The organism is Microbulbifer regidiadema (SeqCode), from assembly GCF_052466995.1.
On the sequence record NZ_CP174297.1, the window covers coordinates 2,903,432 to 2,927,845 of the forward strand.

Sequence of the window (24,414 nt, forward strand, 5' to 3'; positions counted from 1 at the left end):
ACTTTGCCAAGAAATAATACGGCCTACCCCATAAAAAAATAGACCGAAAACACCCACACAGTCACTGTTTGCGCAATACAGGTCAACAATAAAGCTCAAAAAAGAGATTTTTTTCATATTTGACCCACAGCAAAAGAAAATTAAATCTATTTTTGATCGAATGCAAAGGAGATTTATCCCGCATCAAACACGTCTCACAAACTTAAAAAAAACCAGCGTCAAATCCTTACTTTTTACACATTTGTCTGATAGAGGAAAAATGCTGGCATTTCCAATAAACTGAATAGACACTACTTGCCGAGGGGGAGAGCCATAGAAAAATCAAAAAATTCAACCGTTTTTTTCTCGGCGCCCATCAAATGACAAACTTAAAACAAGCTGGGGCATACACAGCAAAAGCAGCACAAGCTAAACAGGAAAAAGAGAAGCCCTAAAAATAGAAACTAATAACACGCAAGCAGATTTTTAACTCTCATACACTACCGCAAATACACACCGATAAAACAACCAAGAGAAACAAACCATCACACAAACTGATCTTTAACTATATATTCACAACCCCCTTAAAACATATACAAATATCAAAACACAAATTAAAGCCCCATATTCTTCCAGCCACGATTCATTTCTCTATTCACACGATTACCAATACCCAAATGAGATTATAAGTGGGCCCCCGTATCGAATAGCGATACAATCAAAACTGAAATCATTACCAAGCGAACTGGAGTATTCTTTTGCGGACAGATACTGCAAACTTTACCAAACTCTTTTTAGAGGATACTCCCCTCTTAGATATACGCGCACCTGTGGAATTTAACCGTGGTGCATTTCCCCTGGCCGAGAATTATCCGCTATTGGATAACCGCCAACGCGAATTAATTGGTACCCGATACAAAAGTGACGGACAGCAGGCAGCGATTGAGTTGGGCTGGGAACTGGCCAGTGAAGAAGTTCTGGCCGCTCGCCTGAGTGCCTGGAAAAAATTTATCGATCAGTTTCCCAGCGGTTACCTCTACTGCTTCAGAGGCGGGCTGCGCTCGCGTATGGCGCAGAAATTACTTCGCGCAGAGGGGCTTGACTATCCAATGGTCACAGGGGGCTACAAAGCGATGCGCAGTTTCCTGCTGGCAGAACTGGAAACACAGTGCCAAAGCCTTGCCTTTGTCGTAGTCGCCGGGCATACCGGTAGCGGTAAAACAGCGCTGCTCAACCGGGTTCAGCGCTCTGTCGATCTCGAAGGTATCGCCAAACATCGCGGCTCCAGTTTTGGCCGTACCGACAGTGAACAACCGTCACAAATCGATTTCGAAAACCAACTCAGTATCGATTTACTCAAACTCTCCCAGCAATCCGGCCCCGTGGCTATCGAGGATGAAAGCCGCCTGATCGGGCGCTGTGCCCTGCCCCCCACACTGCAAGCCGCTATGCAATCAGCGCCGCGGGTACTCGTTGAGGAACCGCTGGAAGCCCGGGCGCAACGCATTGTGCGCGACTATATCAGTGATGGGCTCAAACGTTTTTCTGGCAGTGAAAAATTGCCTGCGCAAAGCCTGGGGGAAGAACTGCACTTTAATCTCAACAAAATCCGCAAGCGCTTGGGCGGACTGCGTTACAAACAGTTGGATGAGGCACTCACCTCTGCCAACCGTGAATTACAGCAACACAATAATAGCGAGGCCTATATCCCGGTAGTGATCGCACTGCTGCGGGATTACTACGATGGCAGCTACGATTACCTGATGAAAAAGTCCGAGCACAAAATCCTGTTTCGCGGCAGTCACGCTGAAGTACAACAGTGGCTGGTTGATTCCTGTCAGCTGCGGCAAAAATAGCTGGTAGGTTTTCAGTTTTTAGAGGTGAGACGATTCAACTTAAAGCGCCGTATTAACAACCAATCTCTCACACTGCGCGGTAGCCAGCGGGCGATCCAGGGTAACAAACTGCTGCGATTGCCAATACGCACCAGCGGACGAGCGCGCTTGCGCAGCAGCTCGCGCACCAGTTTTTTCGCCAGTGTACTGGCCAGTGTGGCATTGTGTTGAGACTCCTGTGCCCGGGCCCTAACGATTTCCTCCTGGCATTTATACAGGGAGTCTGGCGGCAAAAGACCGCGCAGGGAGGTCTCGGCATGGCGGCCAAATTCCGAGGCGATAGCACCGGGCTGCACCGTCATAACCCGAATACCAAAGGGCTTTAATTCGAGTCGCAACACATCAGAAATCGAGTGCAGGGCAGCTTTAGAGGCGCAGTAGGCCCCAGAGAACGGGGTGGGCATAACTCCGGACACCGAGCCGATATTACACACCACTCCCCCACGCTCAGAGCGCATCAGGGGCACACAGGCGCGGATCAGGGCGAGAGGGGCAAATACATTGGTGCGAAACTGATTTTCCAGCGCCCGGGTATCCAGCTCTAACAGGGGGCCCATCTGGCCGTAACCGGCGTTATTGACCAGTATATCGAGGCGCCCATAAGCGGCTTTTACCGCGTGTACCACCCGGTTGATATCCGCCTGGGAATTTACATCCAGTGCCTCAGTGGCAATTCCCAAGTCCGCCAGCTCTTGCAAACTTTCCGGGCGGCGCGCTGTGGCGATCACGATGGTGCCCCGGCGATGCAGCGCCAGGGCCAGCTCCCGCCCAATACCGCTGGAACAGCCGGTAATTAAAGCCACCCGATCCGGCACCACATAACCCCGCCCGATTTGTGCGAGGCTCTCGGCGGCAAAACTTCGCTTGGGAGAATGAAACTTGGACTGGGAAATGGGCGGCTTGTCCACAGGAACTGCTCCGGTTAATGGTCCTATCTCTCAATGGGCGATGGCAGATACTCAATTAAACCAACAACGTTGCCATAGGGGTCGAGAAAGCTCGCCATCAGCGCATTTCCAGCCGCTTCCTCTATATCGGTATGCTGCCGCACCCCCATGGTGCCAAGGCGCTCAACCTGCGCGGCCAAATCTAAAACCTGCCAATACGCTACAACACCATCGGCCCGACTGATCGCACTGCGCGCATCGGCATTGAGTCCGAGCTGACTATCGCCAAGCTGAAACTCCGCGTAGTTGTCGCTTATATAGCTGGGCTCCTGCCCGAGCAGCTGCGTATACCAGGCCACAGCCTTGCCGAGATTGGCAACGCCGTAGACCGTTTTGCGCAAGCCAAGCATCTGCCCCATTTAAGACTCCCTATTTAGCGCTTTTTATCCACCGGGCGGGGCACTATGGCGCAACTTATTGCAGCTCCTGCTCCAGCTGCTCCAGCAAGTCCAGGGGCTCCACCTCAACCCCTTCCAGTTCGGCGTTCCAATTTATCCCCACCAACAAGACATCGTCATGCATACCGGTGAGCCAATCATCCATAAATTCTTCCAGGTCGACGGCCACCGCCTCATAGGCAGCCCAATCCCCCTCGCAGTGCTCCTGGGCAAATTCCTGTTGCGACCAAAAGGGCATAACCTCGGTATCGGCGCGCTTTTCAGACTCACAAAGCGCAAAGCCCTCGGCCCCCTGTAGGGCCCAGACGCACCCCTGGCCTACAGCTTCAGGCAGGAAGCGCGCACAATTATCTTCAAAATTATCGGTTAGAGATTCGCTTTGCATAACAACTTCGCTTAAACGGTTTTACCGCAGTTTACGTTAGTTTTCCCCGGCTCAATAGGCCCTAAATTCTGTCGAAGACTGCCATCGACTCAACATGGTCGGTCTGGGGAAACATATCCATGACACCGGCTTTACTCAGCCGGTATCCCAACTTAGCCAACTCACCGGCATCCCGCGCCAGGGTGGCCGGGTTACAGGAAACGTAGACGATCCTGCTGGCAGAAAATTGCGCCAGTCCGCGCACCGCTTGCAAGGCGCCATCCCGGGGAGGGTCCAGTAGAATTTTATCGAAACCTGCCTGCGCCCAAGGTGCAGCTGCCATATTGTCGTTGAGATCGGCAGAATAAAAATGCACATTTTGCAGTTGATTCAACGCCGCATTGTCTGCGCCCCGCTGGGTTAAAGCGCCGACACCTTCGACACCAATCACCTCCGCTGCACGGCGCGCCAGTGGCAGGGTAAAATTTCCCAACCCGCAAAATAAATCCAATACCCGCTCGCCGGGTTGCGGGTCGAGTAATTCGACCGCCCGACTCACCATCTGCCGGTTGATAGAAAAATTAACCTGCACAAAATCCTGTGGTTGAAACCGCAACGCCAGATCGAATTCCGGCAGTTGATAACTTAAATAGGCGGCCCCCTCTACAGGCCAGATTCTCTGTTGCGAGCCGGCATCTCCACCTTGTATATACAGGTGTATACCAGCACCTTCTGCGAAGGCCCGCCAGCGCGCCAGATCCCTCTCTGACAGGGGTTTTAAATGGCGAAGTACCAGGGCTGTAACATCGTCCCCAACCGCCACTTCCAGGTGAGAAAAGTTCGCGCGCCCGTCACTTTCAGCCACGAGTTTTTTTAGCGGCGCTAAATGCTCGGCAATTTTTGTGTGCAGTACCGGGCACTCCGCAATATCCACCAGGTCGTTGCTGTGTTTTTTGCGAAAACCAAATAGCAGCTCACCGCCCTGGGACTTTTTTAATTTGCGAATACCGATACGGGCCTTGCGCCGATAGCCATAGGGATCAGCGGTTAATGGCGGCAGTATTTCATCGGGCGCAATGCCGCCAAAACGCGACAGCTGCTCCAGAAGAATATTTTGCTTTTCGATAATTTGCGCCGCTGGCGCCAGGTGCTGAAGTGAGCAGCCCCCACATAAATCCACATGGGCACACTGCGGTGCGCATCGATCTGCGGAGGCGGAGATAACATCTTCAACAATCCCCTCGTCAAAGCGGGCGCGTCGCGCGGTATAGCGGAATTTAACCTGCTCACCGGGCAGAGCGCTATCAATAAACACTGTCTTGCCAGCGACACGGGCAATGCCGCGCATATCGTGGCTGAATTTTTCTATTGTGGCTTCCGCACGGGTCGGCAAGGTTTTTTTTACCGGCTTGCGGCCGGTAATAAAGCGGGGCTTCTTACTCATAATTAATCGGGAGAAATTCTGTACAACTAAAGAATAGAAAAATTACAGGGTCAACCGGTGACCGTTATCGCGCAACCAGCGGCGCAATTCTTTAAATCTGGGGCACACGCTTTGCACTAACTGCCAAAAAGCGCGACTGTGATTGTGGTGCTGTAAATGGCAGACCTCGTGAGCCACCAAATAGTCCACCACCGGCTCGGGGGCCAGGCCAATAAGCCAATTAAATTGCAGTTCGCCGCGAATACTACAGTGCCCCCACTTAGTTTTAGTGCGGCGCACTTTTACCGAGGAAATAGTCAACCCCAGCTGCCCGGCCAGCCTATGGGACTTTTGCGTGAGCAATGCCAGCGCCTCCCGCTGGTAAAGGCGCTGTAAGGCGCTTTGCAGCTGTGCCTCGTCGGGCTGGCGATAGCGGGTATAAAGTCTGATAGCGTCAGCGCCAATACCGGCACGGCTACTGTCTGCGGCGCGCAGCAAGGGCAGCTGCTGCCCCAGCCAGGGAAACGTCTCCCCAAAGGTGTATTGATATTGCGGCACCTGCGCAGCGCGGCGGTCGGCAGCGAGCAATTGCGCTCTCACCCACTGAATATTTTCCTGTAGGAACTCGTGCCCATAGCGCGCGGCGCAGCGCTGCGGAATCCGCACCTCCACCCCGGCGGTACCCAGCACCAGTCCCAGGCGCTTGCGCCGGCTCGAGCGCACCAAGCGGTAGGGAATATCTTCAAAGATAAAATCCTGGGCCTGCGTCAAGAGATATCTCCACGCGCAGCCCCGGAGATAACGCTAGGCACCATGAGCTACAACAGCCATGGTAATACGTGAAATACAGCTGAGCTTGCCGCTGGGCGCATAGATCAGAATTTCCCACACCTGGCTGCTGCGGCCGATATGCACGGGCTTTGCGCGACCGCGCACCTTCCCCTCGGGCACAGGGCGCAGATGATTGGCGTTTACCTCCTGGCCGACACAATAAAATTTATCGGTATCCACTAACAGATTGGCAGCTATGGAGCCCAGGGTCTCCGACAACACGACATTGGCGCCACCGTGTAAAATACCAAAAGGTTGGCGAGTGCGATGATCGACCGGTAATGTCCCCTCCAAATAGTCAGCGCCAATTTCCGTAATTTCCATCCCCAGATAGCCGGGCATACACTGGGATATCCCCAGGTTCAGCTCTTCCAGCGAGGGCTCTAAATGCCAAATTGCCATTCCAATAAATCTCTTATGCGTGCAATAGCGGAGTATTGCTCCAGCTTTCGCGTGTACCAACAGGGCCGATCAACTATTCCACTTACCAGTAAAATAATCTGGCCGAAAAAAATCCGGGGGGATAAAAACCGGGGGTTAAATGCCTGGCGCCAAACAAACCGTAGCGGAATAACTCCATATCCAACATTCGCAATTCCCAGCGGAGGCGGCTGCGCTGTAAGTACAGCGCCCGGGCCTGGGCCTCGCTATCGGTATTTCGGTAGGCATAATGCAGGGACAGAAGCTCGCGCTCTAAATTATCCCGGCGCCACAATAGGCGCTGGTAGTGCTGCTCAACTCGATACTCGCTGAGGCCGCGCTGGTAGTTTTGTACAAACAGGTCGGCGGTAGGGCCGGTACAAACCCCTTGGTAATTGCGCCCCCGGCGCCCCTCGCGGTAGCCATTTTCAGCGGTGCAGTAAGTCTCCACCCCCTCTTCATGCCCCTGTAGCCAGGCGTCGTTATCTACGTGCATATCGTAGCTGTCACACTCGCGGGCGATATCGTACAGCAGCGATTGTGAGCGGCCACGAGCACCGTCTTGCAGGCCCCGCTCATACCAGAGGCCCGCGCGACACTCCTCTTCGGAAATTACCGCACAGCCACTTAACCCCAGCACCAGCAAAGCGAGAAAAAGGCGTATTTTTCCGGCGGACATAAAATGGGCCTCCCGAGGCTGTATTTACCGCCTGTTATATCACTTAACCAAAGCGCTTGTCGGCGACAAAAGGATTGGTTTGGCGCTCCTGGCCAAAAGTGGACATGGGGCCGTGCCCCGGCACAAATTGCACCTCATCACCCAGCGGCCACAGGCGCTCTTTGATCGAGCGGATCAGGGTATCGTGGTCCCCCTGGGGGAAATCGGTGCGCCCGATCGAGCCGGCAAACAGCACATCCCCCACCAGGGCTAGCTGGCTGGGGCGGTGGAAGAAAATCACATGGCCCGGTGTATGGCCGGGGCAGTGGTACACCTCCAGTGGCTGGTCCCCCACAGTAACGGTATCTCCCTGCTCCAGCCAGCGGTCCGGGGTAAATATCTCGACGGCGGGGAAACCAAACATCTGCGCCTGCATGGGCAACTGCTGAATCCAGAAATCATCGCCCTTGTGCGGCCCCTCCACCGGCAACTGGAGCTGCTTGGACAGCGCCGCAGTGCCGCCCACATGGTCCAGGTGGCCGTGGGTCAGCAGGATTTTTTCCAGCTTGAGGTCGCGCTCTGCCACCGCAGCCAGAATTTTATCCAGGTCGCCACCGGGGTCCACCACCGCCGCGCGCTTGCTGTCCTCACACCACAGCAGTGAGCAGTTTTGCTGGAAAGGAGTAACCGGAACCAGGTGAAATTGCAGCGACATAGGAAAACGGCCCTTGTTCTTTTACAGGAAACTGTTGAGGTAATTGCGGATTATACCGCGAGAGCCCGCTGGCGGGCTTTATTTACCCTCCTCACCGGTCGGCAGTGGGCCGCTGGGGATAGGTAGAGCCACTGTGAACTTGCCCGCTACTGGGCCACAGAAATTAGATTGCGACGAGTTGAGGTGACCGATTTAAGCCGATTAATAATATACTGTGCCAAGCTAAATGCGCCATTGCCCAATCTCGATTGAGTGGGAGGCCGCCACAGTAGTGCCCCCTGACAGTGCTGTCACACTTATCGAGAGCTGATGCATAATAGCGCCTGTACAAAAATCAAACATTAAAGACAGCCACTCCCGCAGCGATGCTTTTAACTTCCAAATACAGCCTGCCGGATTGCCCCGAGCACGCCCTAGCGCGCCCGCGCCTGCTATCGGTTCTAAACCGATGTCACAGCGATCAACTGCTGTTGGTGACAGCCCCGGCGGGATACGGCAAAACGACACTGGTTGCCTCCTGGGCCTCGCAGCAGGACAACCCGGTCGCCTGGTATACGCTGGATGCCAGCGATAATGAACCGAGCCAGTTCTGCCGCTACCTGGTGGAAAGTGTGCACAGGGCAACGGGCAATGGCGTCCCCCAGACCCACCAGTTATTGTCCGCGCCCCAGCGCCCGGACCCCTCGACTCTGGTGAGCCACCTGCTATCGGAATTGCGCAGCCTGCCCAGCGAACTGCGTATCGTGCTGGACGACTACCACCAGATCGACAACCAGCAGGTACACGACACCACCCGCTTTTTGCTGCGCCACGCCCCCGCCGGCGTCGGCATTGTGCTCACCAGCCGCAGCCAGCCGCCCCTGGGCCTGGCTACCCTGAGGGTACAGGGGCGCCTGTTGGAACTGGGTAGTAATGAACTGGCCCTCAATATCGAGGAGATCGCCACCCTGCTCAAGCAGCGCCTGCCGTTTAGCCTCGACGGCGACCGCGCGGCTCAGCTGCACCATCTCAGCGAGGGCTGGCCCCCCGCCATTCAACTTTTTACTTTATCGGTGCGCGACAGCAACGAAGTGGATCGCTACCTGGCAGAGCTGGAACAGGGCCACAGCCATATTCTCGACTACCTGGCGGAAGAGGTATTAGAGCGGTTGGAACCCCAACTGCGCCAACTCCTCTCCTGTACCTCTATTCTCACTCGGGTGAACGCCCAGCTGGCGGAGCGCCTGACCGGTCGCCAGGACGGCCAACAGCTGCTGGAAGAGGCCGCACGCCGGGGACTCTTTCTGCAAGCACAGGACTCCAGCCGCCAGTGGTTCCGCTTCCACCCGGTTTTTGCCCGTTTCCTACAGCGGCAACTCAATGACCGCCAACACCTGCTGCAACTGCACAGCACCGCCTGCGATACCTGGCAAGCACTGAACCAGCCGGCGGAAGCCCTGCGCCACGCCCTCGCCGGGGGCGACCGCGAGCGCTTGAAGCAACTGCTCAACGAGCGGGGCGAGCAGCTTCTGCGCGCGGGCCAATCGCGCCTGCTGCGGGATTGCCTCGACAGACTCGGTGCCGAAGCCCTGCAACACAGCGCGCACTTTACTCTCCTGTCCGCGAAAATGGCGCGGGAGAATTTTGAATACGATTTGTGTGAGAAAAACCTGTCCGCCTCCGAGAGCTGGCTGCAACGGGAAGACCCCATACAGTGGCGCGACTTCGAAGGGGCCTTTGCCACTATGCGCGCCCAGGTAGCCATTGCCCGGGGGCAGACGCTGCAAGCCAAGGAGTATGCCGAGGAGGCTCTGGCCCTACTGCGCGCGGACCAGCTCGGTGAAAGAATCTCCGCTCTGCTGGTCATCGGTGAGACCAGCTTCTGTCTGGGTGCCCTGCAAGAAGCCAGCCGCTATATGCAGGAGGTGGAGGCCCTGGCGATCGCCGAGCGCGATATCCCCAGCGCCGCCTGGGCCATCTGCCAACAGACCGAGATCGCCTTTGCCCAGGGCCTGCTGAAAAAAGCCGCCACGCTACAGGAGAAGGTGCAGACTCTGGTACAGAAAAATCACCTGTCGACACTGCCGATCTCTGAATTTGTGTGCCGGCTGCGCGGCCAGTTGCAGTGGGAGTCCGGCGACCTGGAAGGTGCCGAACACGCCGCGCGCCGCGGCATGCAGATCAACCGCCGGGTGGGCGAGCACTGGCTGCTGCCGGAGTACACCCTGCTGTTAAAAATTGCCCAGGCGCGCGGGGAAAAAGAGGAGTCCCTGGAGTGGCTGGAGCGTATTGAACGCCTGCTCACAGACGGGCGCTACCACCGGGACTGGATCGCCAATGCCGATGCCACCCGCATCCGCACCTGGCGCGCCCTGGGCAACCAGCAGGCCATCGCCAGCTGGCTGGAGCAGGCCGCCCCTGTCGCCGATAGGCCCAGCAATCACTTTGAACAGTGCCACGGGCGCAACCATGTGCGCACGATGATCGAACTGCACCACTGGTCCGATGCCAACCGCCTGTTGAGCCGCCTGAAACAGGTCGCCAATGAGTGCGGCCTGGAAACAGACCGCCTGCGCAACCGGGTGCTGGAATCCCACCTGCTGTGGCTGCGGGAACAATACCCCCAGTCTGTGGAGGCGATTAGCGAAGCCCTGCTCCTCTCGCATAAGCGGGATTTCCGCGCCAGCTTCCTGCAAATAGGCAAACCGCTAATCGTTATCCTGAAAGCAGCCCTGGAAAATGGCCTGGAAGAGGCGGAGTCCAGCAAGGCCCAGCAACTGATCAAAGCGGCACAACAGCAGCCCGAGTTGGACGGCGGGATTCGCATTGAACTGGACGACACCATTATCCGCGAAATCCTCGCCAGCGATGCCGTGCCCGACTTTTTGCGCCACTCCCCCCTCACCCCAAGGGAGTGGCAGGTACTCAATGCAATTCACTCGGGTCTGTCGAACGAGAAAATTGCCCGCCACTTTAAGGTGGCGCCGAGCACTATTAAGACCCATATCCGCAGCCTCTACCAAAAGCTGGACGTCAAGGATCGCCAGGAGGCCATCGCCCTGGCCGAACAGATGCTTCGCTCGGTGCAGGACAAACCCTAATTAAACCCCGCTTCACCGGCACAGGGACGTGCCCACGGGATACGCTCCCCCCACCTACCGACCGCGCACCACCCCCGGCAAATGCCGCTTTGCCCCCCTCTCCCCCCTGGTCGGGGAGGAGGAAGCACACCGGTGACTGCTCCATACTCACCCTATCTTTTAAAGGTGGGTCATCTCCACATTTCAAATAATGAAACAAGGCAGTAATCCATGAGCGGCAACAGCTATGAGTGGTGGCGCAACAGCGTTATTTATCAGATTTACCCACGCAGCTTCTGCGACGCCAACGGAGATGGCATCGGTGATATTCCCGGAATCACGCAAAAACTGGATTACGTAAAATCCCTCGGCGTAGATGCCATCTGGATCTCACCCTTTTTTAAATCGCCTATGGTGGACTTCGGCTATGACGTTGCCGACTACCGCGATGTAGACCCAATTTTTGGCAACCTGGAAGATTTCGACCGGATGATCGAAGCGGCTCACAAGCGCGGCCTGAAAGTAATTATCGATCAGATCCTCAGCCACACCTCGGACCAGCACCCCTGGTTCCGGGAGAGCCGCGCCAACCGCGATAACCCCAAGGCGGACTGGTATGTCTGGGTCGACCCCAAGGAAGATGGCACCCCGCCCAACAACTGGGTCTCCGTATTCGGTGGCGGCTCCTGGCGCTGGTGTACCCGCCGCCGCCAATACTACCTGGCCAACTTCCTCAAAGAGCAGCCGGACCTGAATGTGCACAACCCGGAAGTTCAGGAGCAACTGCTCGCCGATATGAAATTCTGGCTCGACCGGGGTGTCGATGGTTTCCGCCTGGATGCGGTGAACTTTATTTTCCATCAGCAGGCCCTGGGCAATAATCCGGCGCGCCCGCTCAAGCTCGATGAAAAAGGCCTGCCCCCAGTCAACCACTACGACTACCAGTGGCACCAGAATGATAAATCCCAGCCGGAAAACCTGGTGTTTCTCCAGCGGGTCCGCCAATTGATGGATCAATATCCCGGCACAGTGACGGTGGGCGAAGTCGGCGACGACAACACCCACAAAATTATGGTCGAGTACACCACGGAAAAGCGCCTGCATATGGCCTACTCCTTCGATCTGTTGAGCGAGGAGTGCAGCGCGGACTTCCTGCGCGAGACCCTGGAGAAAAACCGCGACGTGATCGAGAAGGGCTGGCCCTGCTGGTCGATCAGCAATCACGATGTGCCCCGCTCAATAACCCGCTGGAACAAAGGTTTTAGCGCCGCTCAAGCCGAGGCCCGAGCCCCGCTGTTCCTGTTGATGCAACTGGCACTGCGCGGCAGTGTCTGCCTGTACCAGGGGGAAGAACTGGGCCTGCCGGAGGCGGAAATTGCTTATGAGGACCTGGTAGATCCCTACGGCATTAATCTGTGGCCGGAATTTAAAGGCCGCGACGGCTGCCGCACACCGATGCCCTGGAGCAATACCAGCGACGACCACGCCGGTTTTTCCCGCGCAAAACCCTGGCTACCGGTTTCCGAGCAACACCAGCAGCGGGCAGTAGAAGTTCAGCAGGACGCCCAGCACTCTATGCTCAATCGCTTTCGCGCGCTGATCGACTGGCATCGGGAATTACCCCACTCGCTGGCGACGGCGGAGCAGGAGGTGATGAATACCGGCAGTGAGCTATTTGCCTTCGTAAGACGCAGCGACAGCGAAGAGATACTGGTAGTCGTCAACTTGGGGCAAACCAGTGCCAGCCTGAAAATACCGGCCGAGTTCTCCGCTGCACACAATATTACCCCAGCACTATTTACCGGCAATGTGGAAGGGGACAGCTTAACGCTCGCCGCCGCTGATGCCTGTGTACTGCTGCGCAAAAAAGCCTAATTTATTCACGCTGTTCGGAATGCCCTGCGCCGCTTAAAGCCTGGGCATCGAGCCAGAATGACAGTCTCTCTGCAACGTCTCTCCTTTTCGACGTCTGCTTTCGTGCCGGCATAATGCCGGCTTTTTTCCGTTAAAACATCTGCGGCAAAAACTTCCCCACACCAAGCTATTGAAAGGGGAAATATCACCCTGTAGATGGTACTGTTTTTCACCAAGCAAACGATAGCGATAGCCGTTATCAACCCGACCACAGATCGATACCCGCCTCTCACAGCCCTCGGATATTTTCTCTAAAGGGAAACGAAATTATCGCTTTTCAACCGGTAAGCACTTTATTTTGCGAGAGAAAGAGGGAGCCTCTGCATAATTCCATCACTATTTATGCGGAGGGTTTTTCTGGAAACGACACCCAGAGAAAAGACCAGACAGCAGACGCTGCCTGGCAAAGAAGGATTTGACTTGCTATCAAATGATCAGACCAAATTAAAGCGAGGTGATTTAAGCAAAACATCAGCGGCAAATACAGCCTGCTACGGCATATAGAGATAGACCTGCGCTGACCGGCTGGTCGAACTCTCGCTGGGCCACTCGTCAACGGATAAAAAACGGCCAACGATAAAACTAGAGAGCCTCTAAAAGGCGCGCAGAGATATTGCGGAATTATTCCGAAGCTACCTAGGTTTATCGGGGCTGCCTCTCCCAACTTACACTTACCGCCCCACTACCAGAGAGCTGACTGAGCAATGTATCCTCTGCAACCTTAGCTGGAAGACCGGCAGAAATAACCTGGCCTGCGCAATTTCAGAATCAATACGGAAAAAAACCTATCGCCCCTAAATTTGACGCTAAACAGCCATCAATATAGTTCACCAGTAACAAAGGTTGTTACTGGTGAACTATATCGGCAAGCCTAAAATTATTGGGCGTCTACCTCTGATAACTCACTCCACGAGAAGCGCTCAGCGCGATAGATAACCGTATCACTCACCACCATTTCCCAAGCGGTTTCTGCTGCCTGATCCGGGGTAACTTCAATAATATGCGCATTTCTATCCTCACCAGTACTCTCACTGGAGGGACCACCGGCACACAATAGAATATTCCCCCCCGACAGCTCGTCTACATCTCCTAAAGAGTCCGTATACTTAGGTGCAACGTACTCCCAGGTCTGCGCAGCTGTCATCGCCTCGGTGTCCAGAGAAAACTTCACTGCACGGCTATTATAGATTTCACCGCTATATTCAGATTCATTTCTGTTATCGTAAATCAAAATTTCACCATCTGACGCGAGCATAGCCGCGTGCTGGGAGGCCATCCAGCTACCCTCTTGCAGTGAAAACAGTTTATCCAAGAAACTCTCTGAGGCACCCAACTCACTGCCCATAATCCAGTTTATATCGCCGCTGGCATAGTCAATGTTGATCACCCAGCTTTGAGAGCGGCTAGACAGTAAAATGGAATCATCCTGAGACATGTAGTGCAGGGAGTTGGAGTGGCTCCAATCCAGGGAACCATTGCGCACGGCTCGATAGGACAGTTCACCGGGGAATCGAGCGGTATCCAAGTGATCAAATGACGACCACTCCCAGACCGTATTACCCTCTTCATCTATCTCGAGGATGGTATCTCCTTTCAAAAACAGCTCATCTACCGTTGCAAAAGAATAAGCGAGCACCAGCAAATTGCCATTTTCGAGGAGTATTGCATCGTGATGGTAAGCGGGCAAATCAAATGATTTAAGTGTTTCGCCCGCAAAAGAGATGATTCTAGCCTCCTGATCCAGCAGCAGCATCAAGGTGCCATCTTGCAGATTTCGCACGACCGGAGTATTGACCAGAGGCACATCACCATGAAGGTACCAAACTATCTCTCCCTCTTCATCAACCCCCCAAAAAGTATTCGAGGTATCTTCCGCCGGGGCAAATATCGTTACGCCCCCTTCACTTTGATCAGTATAGGTAGTGACTTCTACAGGCGGTGCACCCTCTGGTAGTGAACCGGTCTTAAAGGTAATAGCCTCGCTTTGCACCTCCTCACCACTGTCAAGTGTTGCCAGGGCAGTAAAGAAGTAAGTGGTATCCGCTCTCAGGCCAACCAAGGTCAAATCGTGTTCAGTGCCCCAATCGGTATAACTGGTATGACGGCGATCTGTTTCTGCTGAATTGATTCTGACGGCTACCTGTGACTCACTGCTCGTCACTATTTTTGCATTCACCATTAAGTTGTTTTCTGGATGTGCTGAGAGCGTCAGCTCTATATCCCCAGATAAAACCTCCTCAGCGCCAACGCTTAAATAGCTAAAGAGTGTGACAATAGTCACAAAAAAAGTGATAGACAGTCTAAATCGTCCTTTCATTTTGTATTCCTGTTTTGTAAGGATGACAGATATTGATTGCCGCTCTAGCGGCGCACTATCAGCTAGAGCCAACTCAGTCTGTGAACAAGCACACATAGAGCTAACTCAATCTGTTAACAAGCACACAACGTTAGAAGAATAAATTCGTTTACTTGCTTTGCGAATTTTTTCGGAAATATTTGGATTCCCCCCAGTGGCAGGGGATTACAGCATCTCGAACAGTGGGAAAAAGGTCAGTTAGGAAAGGAAAAGAAAGGAGGAAATATGTGAGGACAGCTCAACAAAAGAAAAATTTGACCGACTGGTCTAGGACCTAACGCGCCTCAGCGATAAAAAACGGCCAGCCATATTGTGGGCTCATCGGCCGCAGTCTCTGTTACCCGGTGCCTTTGCTTGGCTCGAATCAGCAAGTGATCCCCCTTCTCCAAGCGGTGTCTATCGCCACCCTCCATCTCGATAACACCGTAACCAGACAGCACCAGCACCCATTCATGCTCATCCTGGTCATACCAGCCCGTTTGCGGTGAGGACTGACCGTAGGATACGATCCGCTCCACCCGGCACGCCTTTCCCAGCAATAAGTTCTCAAAGTGCTCCACTGACCGATCATCAGGTAGCTGGCTGAGTAGGTTATCCATACACATCTATTCCGGTGTTCGATGAAAAGTTGATAAAAGATAGCCTGAGAAGCCGATGAATACCTCGACCGCTATCTACAGGTAACCAGGGGGAAAGCTAGCCCCCCAGCAAACATCGTATTTAGAGTGAGATCGCTATTCACATACTGCACCAGTAACGAAGATTGTTACTGGTGCATCGCTATAGTGCTAAATATGAAATTATAAATCCCCTACCACTGACAGATCACTCCAGGAGAACCGCTCTGCGCGATAGACCCGCGTATCTCTTAGCACCATCTCCCAAGCAGTCTCTGCGGCCTGATCGCCGCTAACCTCAATAATATACGCATCTGTATTACTGCCACTGCTGCCACCCGAGGGACCACCCGCACACAATAGGATATTGCCCCCGGGTAATTCATCCACATCCCCCAAAGAGGCGGTATACTTGGGGGCAATGTACTCCCAGGTCTGTACTGCTGTCATCGCCTCAGTATCCAGAGAGAACTTCACCGCGCGGCTATTATAGACATCTCCACTATATTCAGACTCGTTCCTATTGTCGTAAATTAAAATACCTCCATCCGACGCGCGCATAGCTGCATGCTGCGAGGCCATCCAAGTACCGCTTTGTAAGGTAAATAATTTTTCCAAGAAACTCTCTGAAGTATACGAGCCCCTACCCATAATCCAATTTACATCGCCGCTGGCATGATCAATATTCACCACCCAGCTTTGCGAGCGGCTAGATAATAAAATGGAATTATCCTGAGCGATATAGTGCAAGGAATTAGAATGGGTCCAGTCCAAAGCACCATTGCTCACAATTTTATTGGCAAGATTACCGGGGAATCGATTTGTGTCGAGATGATCAAATGACGACCAATGCCACAGGGTATTCCCCCGATCATCGATTTCACTAATGACATCGCCCTGCAATAACTTCCCACCGACCCTTTCAGTAGCATTTGCCAGTATCAACAGATTCCCATTATCGAGGAGTATTGCATCGTGGTGATAGGAGGGAACCGCAAAGGATTGAAGTATTTCCCCAGAAAAAGAAATAATCCGGACTTCCCGATTTAGCAGCAACATCAATCTGCCGTCGTTTAAATTGCGCACGACGGGATTATTCGAGAGTGATAAATCACCATGGAGATACCAAATTATTTCCCCCGCCTCATCAACGCCCCAGAAAGTCTCCCCATTACCACTCGATGGGGCAAATATTGTCACTCCGCCCTCACTCTGATCGGTATATTTAGTGACTTCAACCGGCGGAGCCCCCTCCGGCAGTGAACCTGTTCTGAAGTTAACAACCTGGCTTTGTACTAGCTCGCCGCTATCCAACCTTGCCAGCGCCGTAAAACGATAATTAGTGTCTGCCCTCAGCCCCACCAAAGTAATATCGTGATCCGTTCCCCAATCGGTATAATCTGTGCTCCGACGCTCTGTCTCTGTCGAGTTAATTCTAATTGCTACTTGAGCTTCACTACTCGTTATTATTTTTGCATTAATCATCAAGTTGTTTTCTGGGTGCATTGACAGCATTAATGCCACCTCATCTTCCAGAACTGTTGGGACTTTCCTAACCCTCCCCTCTTCCGCACTAGCAGCTGAATAACCAAACAATATTGCAATACCGACAAGTAAAACCACGTAGAACCTTGACCAACTTTTCATCGCACACTCCTATTTTGTAAAATTTACAGGAATCTATACCAGCGAAGTTATTAAGGGGTAAGCGAGGCAATTTTTATCTGCTGAAAATCACATAATACAGAACAAGACAAACCACTTGTCAGAATTGAGAAGTCATCAAATAATATTTATCGCGCCACAACAGGAGAGTCGCATCACATCAGCTCTTAAATGAAAAATAAGGCGAAATTAATAAGCAAGAAAATTAGGCAAACATTTAACTTTACAAACCTACCCGCTCAACATCCAAGATCTGCTCCTCTTAATTACCAGAAAGGTTATTTTTATATAAAAATTATCGATAATATTTTTGATATTTTCTTGGCGAAGACGCCTAAGCTCAAGACCGACCTAGATATAAGAAGCATACCCATGCAAATCTATCCGGCCGCGCGACAGTCATTATTTTCGAATATGCCATCGCAGCTCTCCATAAGACACGCACTATAAATGACAGAGAATCCGAACACTGCCTCACGGCCATCCAATGGCTCCTGGCAAGCTTAAAGGATTGCCCTAGGACTGCTGGTAGAGATAAGTAATGGCGCAGAACCCCTGAACAGCAAGGTGAAGGTGAGCAAGGAACGCCTCAACTTCAACCGACCCTATTTGGTACGATAGCCCCTGATTTCGAATACTATGACGTGAAATATCCATAAACGCTCTGATTTAGAAGCTAATTTAGGCCGAATATCATCCGTAACGCTTCTTTTGCTGTTTTTCTATGCTGCCAATATCCAAGATCAAAAGCAGCTGCATACACCCACACCAATATAGACGCTAACTTATTGATTTTTAATGGTTTATACCTGTGATCAAAAGGAGAAAAACAACAAGATATAATGCAGCTGCAATATATCCACCTGGGTGTTTTTATGCTGCGCTGGTTAACCCACTGATTTATATAACTTTTTGATTCCAATAACTCCCTGTTTCTGGAACATGTTGACAGGTGACACAATACAGCCGCTTTTGAACACACTATTATGTTCATTAGCGAACTTTCAAATTTGAAAGTAAATATATATTGTAATGAGTAGCTAAAACCATATATAAAGTAGGCGTTTGGTAGCCTGTTCCCCCTGAGTGTAATTGAAGAGGACACGAGGAGGGTTCACGGCGGTAGATCGGTTCTGTCTACATATTTGGACGAATATGGCTAAGCCAAAAAAATCCTGCAAAGTAGGCCGTGATGCTGGCACAGGCCGGTTTGTTCCGGTATCGGAAGTGCAGCGTCGTAAAAAAACAGCAGTTGTCGAAAGCATCAAAAAGAAGTAGGCACTCTTTTTCAGGAGCTTCGGCCCCTGTTTTTATTTGAGGAACAAACATAACAAACCGTTGAAGTCGGACAGCCCAAAGCTGTGTTTCAAAAAACGTAACACAGCTCGTGCCTGCTACTTAACGGGGCGTTATGAGTACTAAGCGGTGCCATACATAAAGGAGATAACATGAAAACATTTTCTGAATATGCACATGAAAAGATGATTGATTTATTTAATAATCATTCTCATGAAGTAGGCAGCGAACTGAAAAATATCTACCCAGAAAAGTATAAAGATTATAAACCTACAGACTGTATAACTTATGCTTTGAATGTTATTAGCTATGCGTTTGAAAAACTTGAAAATAACAAGGCCTCAAAGAAAGTTTGGACGATCGGAGGAAAGGGAACCGATTTGGCAAAATATTTAGTGGACTTTCATAGCTGGAAAGGCATATACATAAATCCTGACTCACAGCATCCAGTTGATGCTGATCCTGAACATACGTATACGAGCCATCTTGCAAAAAAGACGTGCAAATATTACCAAATCCCTCTGGAATACAAAGTTCAAAATTATTCGGCTACACCAAAAACACATTCAGCTTATCAAGCGCTTAATAAATCTGCTCCTGTCACTAAACTAAATAGTATAGACATTGCGAGCCTTGAGCTAGTCAAATTTGGCTTTGGTATATCTAGAGGAGGGAGGCATACTTGGGTCTTTTCAAAAGGAAAAGTATACGAAGTCCATTGGGATAAAATTGGTTCAGAGCTTTACGAAGAAACTCCCCTTCGATCATATCCTTGGATTAGCGGTGCAATTGTAGTCCCTTTTGATCAATCAGTTCTTTTATCTACATCGTCAAAACTAAAGTGCGGGGCTTAATATGCTTCGCATCCTCATACTAGTATGTTTTCTATTGGCTTCTGGTTGCTCAGATGATACCAGAAAAAATACTGTAGTACTCAATTATAACGATTTTGGTCCGCAGGTTATTGCTAGCGAAATTATTGGGATGGAGTGGTGGCAATGGCAGGATCATGGCGAATCAAGGCCAAGAGACTACGACATCAAAGTAGTGGTGTATCGCAAAGTGGCACTGGATGAAATTAAAAAAATATATTTCATTAACCCTGATCAAGAGCAGGACTACAGGTATTTAAAATATGAAGCAGCGATAATTTTTTTAGATAAAAAAATTGAAGATAATGTCATAGATGAAGTCACTATACGCCTTCAAAAAACAAGGGATTTCCTGACCGAAAAACTTGGCGACAAAAATTGAAATAAACTCATAGCAAATTGCCCCAGTTGACGTTATTGTGGCAGTCGAATTTATTGTTTTTTGTAGAAACTGAAAGTTTAGTGACACTAAATAGTACCCTACATTGAGCAATTTTACCGATTGCTATTCAAGAAGTTTCACTCCTAGAATGTTTGCTCAGGTATTGTAAAAATGGGCAGCCCGCTGCAATTTCGCGGAGTGCCAGCAAGATAGGAATTGGTTGGGGGAAGTGCGGTATTCTTCCCTCGTAAATATTGGGCAGCGGCCAGCCAAACTATGGCTGGCAAAGTGCTAGTAGTCAGCCCCGAGCGCGCCAACTATAACCAGGATAGGCAAGCTCGCCCAACCCCTTCGGGGCTGGACTGGACAGCCTACGCGTTGCTTCGGCTGCCCTTGCTAGCGGCGTTACATTTACAAACTAATGGAGAACTAATGAATTATTTAATTGGATTTATTTTTCTGGTGGTTGGCACTCTTTGCCATGCAGGTAGTATTGGCTTTGGTCAGGTGATTGCAGTAAAACAATATGACTTAGGTTCAAATGAGTCAGTGAAAATTTATTTATCCGAAAATTCAACAAATGTAAATACTAACTGTATAGAAAACGGAAATGTATACGGTGTAATCACACCGTCTAGCCATGACGAATCAACTATAAATCGGATGTTTAGTTTGGCTACAGCTGCTTATATGTCGGGTAAAAAGCTTAGGCTTCACTCTGAAACAGATTCATGTGAAGTGGATTTTGTCGCAGTTCAGGAGTCTGTTTTTTAATATAAATGAAATGTAAATCGAGTAGCCGGTAGTTTCTAGCTACTGGCTACTGGCTACTGGCTACTGGCTACTGGCTACTGGCTACTGGCTACTGGCTACCACACCACTTATCGTACGGTTCAGCAATGGGCTGCTCCCTATCTGTAATGAATCTCTACCCAGCAATCACGTAGTAAAATCAAGCCCATCTTTTGAAAAAATTCATTGTTAAGTGCAATATGAATACTTTTAGTTTTTGCATTTCTCCTGCACCGTTTACAAGACAACCCACAAGTGACAGCTAGTGATTCTCTCACACTCATGCGTAGTAAGTTTCGGACGTACTTTTTTCAGTAGTTAATTTTCAATCTTCGCCGTATCCAGCAATCAAGATCGATGTTTTTATAGTCTTGCGACACACCAAAATAATTGATCCAACCACGGAGAAATTCGGCAAGCTCTTTCAATTTATTGCCCCTAGAAACACCACGGAATCGCCCTACAATATTACGGGCACGATATTTAAATTTGAGCAAAAACTTATCATGCCAGACAAGCTTTGCTCTCTTCGATAGAAAAACCAAATTATTTCGCCGTATAAGACTTTGAATAAGCCTAAAAAATGTGTATAAAGCACAACCCAAATGTTATAGATCCAAGTAGCTTCAGCGTTAAAATATGATTAAAAAACTGATTCTTTTTCTCCCCCTATTCTTGGTAGGCTGCGTATCAAATAGAGAGTGCTTAATTTATGAAGTTGAAATTGAAAAGACATATCATACGAAAAATTGTGATGGAATAAAGGCTGCGGGCGGCCCTTGTGTTTTTCCTAGCTATATGAAAGAACAACCTGTGCAGAGATGTCTAATTTACAAGTAATATAATTCGTTAAGCCAACTTCTAAAAACGCCAGCATAAATACGCGTTACCGCTCTGAATTCGCAACAAATTGCTCGCCTATGTGGCGGGCATTATGCTTCTATTGGGGTCTGAATTGAAAAATTTATTGATTTCCGCAATTACACTTCTGCTTGCACTGGCTGCTTATTAGCTTACTTTTTCAGCCTTTTATGACTCATGGCTCCCCTACTATTATGAAGAGTATCTCCCAGATTTCTTCTTGACCGGGTTAGTGGCAATCACACTCTTACTTTTTGCAATTACTGCCACCCTAAGAAAAAATAGTCTTGGCTATTTTGCAACATACATCAATACAGCGAGAGCGACTTTTTTAGGCTTGCCGGTGCCGACTAAGCGCCTATACATCAGCTTCAATTTAGGTAATGCTGTTTAGAAGGGCATCCTCTAAAGCCTATCCAATATATTCCTTTTTATTACCACCGCCCTTGCAGGCCGACCTTACCATCCTTTGGACTTGTAGCGGCTCATACCGCCACAGCACCGGCCCGCAGCTGAGACCGAGTATACGGTTATCTGCTTGGGGAAAAGCATCAACCATGGACTCGTCCCAGAGCAGGGTGAGCGTGCTCACCCTCAGACCGTGGTTGAACTCAAAATCCACGGTTGTTTGCGCGGCCCACTAGTCGTAGAGAGGTGTGTAATGCATAGCCGACCTTCGCTGCAAAACCATCAAGCCAGCCCGATAAAAGAGAGGAGAACCCGGCAGGCGCCCCCTCGTAAAAAATCATTATTTGCCGCTGCCGTCATCATAGTGGGAGCGGCCATTTTGGCTCCATTGGCCTATGCCGTGGACTATTCCAATCCCCACTCCCGGTATGGCTATCAGTCGGGACATGGCAATCGTTATGGCGGGCACTCGAGATACAGCAGGCATATGTGGTTTAAGACCAATGTGCAGGGCGCCCCGCGTATTGTGATTGATCTCAGCGAGCAAATGGCCTATTTCTATAAGGGCGGACGCCTGGCTGGTATAACCCCTGTCTCCACCGGCAAGGCCGGGCACAGAACACCGACGGGCAACTTTCGTATTTCACAGAAAAAGTACAACCACCGCTCCAACCTATATGGCCACTATGTCAGCCGCAGAGGATACGTACTGCGCAGCAACGTGGATGTGCGCCGGCACCGCAAGCCGGCCGGAGCCATTTTTCGCGGGGCCTCTATGGATTATATGATGCGAATTAATGGCCCGATTACCATGCATGCCGGCCATGTCCCCGGATATCCCGCCTCACACGGCTGTATTCGCCTACCCTGGCATATGGCCAGGATTTTCTATCACCACGCCAAAGTGGGCACCAGGGTATCCGTAGTGCCATAAATACCGGCAGCTCAAATAACTTTTCCGTGTCATAAAAAAAGGCGGACTATGTAGCCCGCCTTTTTTTATTGGGAAACCTCAGCGCTCTTCTTCTCCGCTAAATCCATACGGGTAAAATAGTCGTGAGCCGCGCGGTTAACATGCCTTGCCAGCAAGAAGGTGGACAGCATTGTGGGTATCGCCATTACCGCATACATTCCGATAATAATACTGTTTACGGCACTTAGAGAGGCGACGGAGCCCAAGACAATCAATACCATATAGAGCCCGGTATAGAGCCCCTGCCAGCGGCCACGGAAAAGAAAAACGTAGCACTTCATGCCGTAATACCAGCAGGTAACGATAGTGCTAAACGCTAGTGGCAGCACCATAAGCAGTAACAAAATAGGGCCGAACGGGCCAAATACCTGGGAGAATGCCTGTGCAGTCAGAGTAACTCCAGCAATATTCCCCCCCTGCTGCCAAGCGCCGGTCAGCAGTATCACCAGTGCCGTGCAAGTACAGATAAGCAGGGTATCCACAATCGGTCCGAGCATGGCAACCACACCTTCGCGAATGGGCTCGCGGGTTTTCGCCGCACCATGGGCCAGGGATTCCGTGCCGATACCCGCTTCATTAGAGAATGCTCCGCGGCTCACTCCAACGGTAATGGCCGTACCCAATGTGCCTCCGGCAATGGCCTGGCCGCTAAAAGCATCGGAGAAAATCAGCGCAAATGCTGCCGGTACCTGCTCCCAAAAACTGGCAATCACCACCAGGGTCATCCCCAGGTAAAGCAGTACCATGCCCGGTACCACCCCTGCGGAGAATTTGCCGATACGCTGAATTCGACCGGCAATCACATAGGCGGAGGCAATAGCAATGAGTAAACCAACGGCAAAATCAAATGTGAATGACCCACCAGGTGCCACCCAGCCCAACGGCTCAGCAAAAGACTCGCGCAATAACTGCGTGGTTTGATTGGATTGAAACACCGGCAACATACCGCAGAGCCCTGCCACGGCGAACAGTACAGCCAGCGGCATCCAGCGTCGGCCCAATCCCTCGCGGATAACATACATGGGGCCACCTTGCAGTTCCCCACTCGCATCGCGGCCGCGAAACATCACCGCCAGGGTCGCCGTATAAAATTTAGTGGCCACCCCCACCAGGGCCGTGACCCACATCCAGAAAATCGCTCCGGGACCGCCAAGGGTTATAGCGATAGCAACTCCGGAGATATTACCCAGCCCCAGAGTGCCCGACAGCGCGGTAGAAAGTGCCTGGCTGTGATTCACCTGGCCCGGGTCATTGGGGTCATCGTAGCGGCCGCTTAGCAGCTCAATACTGTGCCCCAAATGGCGATAGGGACGGCCGCGAGAATAAATAAGTAGCGCAAGACCGCCACCCACTAACAGCACCAACAAGGGTGGGCCCCAAACGAAGCTGGCAAAAGCCTCCAGTGCCCGATCAATAGTAGGGAATATCGACATAATTGAATGTATTTCCGGTGAGATCCGCCCAGTCTAGGTACGCTCACACCAAACTGTCAAAATACGACTGCGAAACCCCACTGCCCAATAAATGCGAAAATATCACTAAAACTGGAAATTCTGGCAATAAAAAAGCCCCAAAAAGGGGCTTTTTAA

General features: G+C 51.2%; 20 protein-coding genes. 7 read left to right on the forward strand and 13 right to left on the reverse strand.

Annotated features, from left to right (window positions below; all coding sequences use genetic code 11):
* The first annotated feature begins 737 nt into the window (after positions 1-737).
* Positions 738-1,835 carry a tRNA 2-selenouridine(34) synthase MnmH gene (gene mnmH, locus ACJJIK_RS12675; RefSeq protein WP_444942946.1) on the forward strand — a complete coding sequence of 366 codons (1,098 nt, stop codon included), beginning with the start codon at positions 738-740 and terminating at the stop codon, positions 1,833-1,835.
* Positions 1,836-1,846: 11 nt separating this feature from the next.
* Here the strand turns inward: mnmH and ACJJIK_RS12680 are convergent, their stop codons facing one another.
* From ACJJIK_RS12680 to ACJJIK_RS12715, 8 genes are all read right to left on the reverse strand, one after another.
* On the reverse strand, positions 1,847-2,782 hold the full coding sequence (locus tag ACJJIK_RS12680) for an SDR family oxidoreductase (RefSeq protein ID WP_444928664.1): 936 nt from the start codon (positions 2,780-2,782) through the stop codon (positions 1,847-1,849).
* Positions 2,783-2,805: 23 nt separating this feature from the next.
* Positions 2,806-3,180, reverse strand: coding sequence for a VOC family protein (locus ACJJIK_RS12685; protein ID WP_444928665.1), 375 nt, complete (start codon positions 3,178-3,180; stop codon positions 2,806-2,808).
* A 55-nt stretch (positions 3,181-3,235) separates the two neighbouring features.
* Positions 3,236-3,604 (reverse strand): DUF2750 domain-containing protein, encoded by a 369-nt coding sequence (locus tag ACJJIK_RS12690; protein ID WP_444928666.1) that lies wholly within the window; start codon positions 3,602-3,604, stop codon positions 3,236-3,238.
* 61 nt (positions 3,605-3,665) lie between these two features.
* Positions 3,666-5,027, reverse strand: coding sequence for a 23S rRNA (uracil(1939)-C(5))-methyltransferase RlmD (rlmD, locus tag ACJJIK_RS12695; protein WP_444942947.1), 1,362 nt, complete (start codon positions 5,025-5,027; stop codon positions 3,666-3,668).
* 42 nt (positions 5,028-5,069) lie between these two features.
* A complete protein-coding gene (locus ACJJIK_RS12700) occupies positions 5,070-5,777 on the reverse strand; it encodes a M48 family metallopeptidase (RefSeq protein WP_444942948.1) in 708 nt (235 codons plus the stop codon).
* Positions 5,778-5,810: 33 nt separating this feature from the next.
* Positions 5,811-6,239: a hotdog fold thioesterase gene (locus tag ACJJIK_RS12705; RefSeq protein WP_444928669.1), complete on the reverse strand. Its 429-nt coding sequence runs from the start codon at positions 6,237-6,239 to the stop codon at positions 5,811-5,813.
* A gap of 82 nt (positions 6,240-6,321) precedes the next feature.
* Complete coding sequence (locus ACJJIK_RS12710; protein WP_444942949.1) at positions 6,322-6,936, reverse strand: DUF2799 domain-containing protein; 615 nt, start codon at positions 6,934-6,936, stop codon at positions 6,322-6,324.
* Positions 6,937-6,979: 43 nt separating this feature from the next.
* Positions 6,980-7,630, reverse strand: a complete 651-nt coding sequence (locus tag ACJJIK_RS12715; protein ID WP_444942950.1) for an MBL fold metallo-hydrolase — start codon at positions 7,628-7,630, stop codon at positions 6,980-6,982.
* Between the two features lie 365 nt (positions 7,631-7,995).
* Between ACJJIK_RS12715 and malT the strand changes: the two genes are divergently transcribed.
* Positions 7,996-10,710 (forward strand): HTH-type transcriptional regulator MalT, encoded by a 2,715-nt coding sequence (gene malT / locus ACJJIK_RS12720; RefSeq protein ID WP_444942951.1) that lies wholly within the window; start codon positions 7,996-7,998, stop codon positions 10,708-10,710.
* Between the two features lie 210 nt (positions 10,711-10,920).
* Positions 10,921-12,564 (forward strand): alpha-amylase family glycosyl hydrolase, encoded by a 1,644-nt coding sequence (locus ACJJIK_RS12725; protein ID WP_444942952.1) that lies wholly within the window; start codon positions 10,921-10,923, stop codon positions 12,562-12,564.
* 916 nt (positions 12,565-13,480) lie between these two features.
* On the opposite strand, the gene ACJJIK_RS12730 is transcribed toward ACJJIK_RS12725, so the two are convergent.
* From ACJJIK_RS12730 to ACJJIK_RS12740, 3 genes are all read right to left on the reverse strand, one after another.
* On the reverse strand, positions 13,481-14,920 hold the full coding sequence (locus ACJJIK_RS12730; RefSeq protein WP_444942953.1) for an aryl-sulfate sulfotransferase: 1,440 nt from the start codon (positions 14,918-14,920) through the stop codon (positions 13,481-13,483).
* Positions 14,921-15,243: 323 nt separating this feature from the next.
* The gene (locus tag ACJJIK_RS12735; RefSeq protein WP_444928675.1) at positions 15,244-15,558 is read right to left on the reverse strand and encodes a cupin domain-containing protein; all 315 of its coding nucleotides are present in this window, start codon (positions 15,556-15,558) and stop codon (positions 15,244-15,246) included.
* Positions 15,559-15,759: 201 nt separating this feature from the next.
* Complete coding sequence (locus ACJJIK_RS12740) at positions 15,760-17,223, reverse strand: aryl-sulfate sulfotransferase (RefSeq protein WP_444942954.1); 1,464 nt, start codon at positions 17,221-17,223, stop codon at positions 15,760-15,762.
* Between the two features lie 1,466 nt (positions 17,224-18,689).
* Between ACJJIK_RS12740 and ACJJIK_RS12745 the strand changes: the two genes are divergently transcribed.
* The 3 genes from ACJJIK_RS12745 (at position 18,690) to ACJJIK_RS12755 (ending at position 20,565) form a co-directional block, all read left to right on the forward strand.
* Positions 18,690-19,391, forward strand: coding sequence for a hypothetical protein (locus ACJJIK_RS12745; protein WP_444928677.1), 702 nt, complete (start codon positions 18,690-18,692; stop codon positions 19,389-19,391).
* Position 19,392: 1 nt separating this feature from the next.
* Complete coding sequence (locus tag ACJJIK_RS12750; protein ID WP_444942955.1) at positions 19,393-19,791, forward strand: hypothetical protein; 399 nt, start codon at positions 19,393-19,395, stop codon at positions 19,789-19,791.
* Between the two features lie 216 nt (positions 19,792-20,007).
* Entirely contained in the window at positions 20,008-20,565 is a 558-nt protein-coding gene (locus ACJJIK_RS12755; RefSeq protein ID WP_444942956.1) for a hypothetical protein, read from the forward strand.
* 329 nt (positions 20,566-20,894) lie between these two features.
* Here the strand turns inward: ACJJIK_RS12755 and ACJJIK_RS12760 are convergent, their stop codons facing one another.
* A complete protein-coding gene (locus ACJJIK_RS12760) occupies positions 20,895-21,188 on the reverse strand; it encodes a group II intron maturase-specific domain-containing protein (protein ID WP_444928680.1) in 294 nt (97 codons plus the stop codon).
* A gap of 917 nt (positions 21,189-22,105) precedes the next feature.
* On the opposite strand from ACJJIK_RS12760, the gene ACJJIK_RS12765 reads away from it, so the two are divergent.
* Positions 22,106-22,786, forward strand: coding sequence for a L,D-transpeptidase family protein (locus ACJJIK_RS12765; protein ID WP_444928681.1), 681 nt, complete (start codon positions 22,106-22,108; stop codon positions 22,784-22,786).
* A 65-nt stretch (positions 22,787-22,851) separates the two neighbouring features.
* Here the strand turns inward: ACJJIK_RS12765 and ACJJIK_RS12770 are convergent, their stop codons facing one another.
* On the reverse strand, positions 22,852-24,258 hold the full coding sequence (locus ACJJIK_RS12770) for an alanine/glycine:cation symporter family protein (protein ID WP_444942957.1): 1,407 nt from the start codon (positions 24,256-24,258) through the stop codon (positions 22,852-22,854).
* Positions 24,259-24,414 lie beyond the last annotated feature (156 nt).

What these genes read in the sequence shown, in the direction of transcription:
- ACJJIK_RS12685 (WP_444928665.1), bottom strand. Translation starts at nt 3,180, where the DNA reads ATGGGGCAGATGCTTGGCTTGCGCAAAACGGTCTACGGCGTTGCCAAT.
- ACJJIK_RS12690 (WP_444928666.1), bottom strand. Translation starts at nt 3,604, where the DNA reads ATGCAAAGCGAATCTCTAACCGATAATTTTGAAGATAATTGTGCGCGC.
- rlmD (WP_444942947.1), bottom strand. Translation starts at nt 5,027, where the DNA reads ATGAGTAAGAAGCCCCGCTTTATTACCGGCCGCAAGCCGGTAAAAAAA.
- ACJJIK_RS12705 (WP_444928669.1), bottom strand. Translation starts at nt 6,239, where the DNA reads ATGGCAATTTGGCATTTAGAGCCCTCGCTGGAAGAGCTGAACCTGGGG.
- ACJJIK_RS12710 (WP_444942949.1), bottom strand. Translation starts at nt 6,936, where the DNA reads ATGTCCGCCGGAAAAATACGCCTTTTTCTCGCTTTGCTGGTGCTGGGG.
- ACJJIK_RS12715 (WP_444942950.1), bottom strand. Translation starts at nt 7,630, where the DNA reads ATGTCGCTGCAATTTCACCTGGTTCCGGTTACTCCTTTCCAGCAAAAC.
- malT (WP_444942951.1), top strand. Translation starts at nt 7,996, where the DNA reads ATGCTTTTAACTTCCAAATACAGCCTGCCGGATTGCCCCGAGCACGCC.
- ACJJIK_RS12725 (WP_444942952.1), top strand. Translation starts at nt 10,921, where the DNA reads ATGAGCGGCAACAGCTATGAGTGGTGGCGCAACAGCGTTATTTATCAG.
- ACJJIK_RS12730 (WP_444942953.1), bottom strand. Translation starts at nt 14,920, where the DNA reads ATGAAAGGACGATTTAGACTGTCTATCACTTTTTTTGTGACTATTGTC.
- ACJJIK_RS12735 (WP_444928675.1), bottom strand. Translation starts at nt 15,558, where the DNA reads ATGGATAACCTACTCAGCCAGCTACCTGATGATCGGTCAGTGGAGCAC.
- ACJJIK_RS12740 (WP_444942954.1), bottom strand. Translation starts at nt 17,223, where the DNA reads ATGAAAAGTTGGTCAAGGTTCTACGTGGTTTTACTTGTCGGTATTGCA.
- ACJJIK_RS12745 (WP_444928677.1), top strand. Translation starts at nt 18,690, where the DNA reads ATGAAAACATTTTCTGAATATGCACATGAAAAGATGATTGATTTATTT.
- ACJJIK_RS12750 (WP_444942955.1), top strand. Translation starts at nt 19,393, where the DNA reads ATGCTTCGCATCCTCATACTAGTATGTTTTCTATTGGCTTCTGGTTGC.
- ACJJIK_RS12765 (WP_444928681.1), top strand. Translation starts at nt 22,106, where the DNA reads ATGCATAGCCGACCTTCGCTGCAAAACCATCAAGCCAGCCCGATAAAA.
- ACJJIK_RS12770 (WP_444942957.1), bottom strand. Translation starts at nt 24,258, where the DNA reads ATGTCGATATTCCCTACTATTGATCGGGCACTGGAGGCTTTTGCCAGC.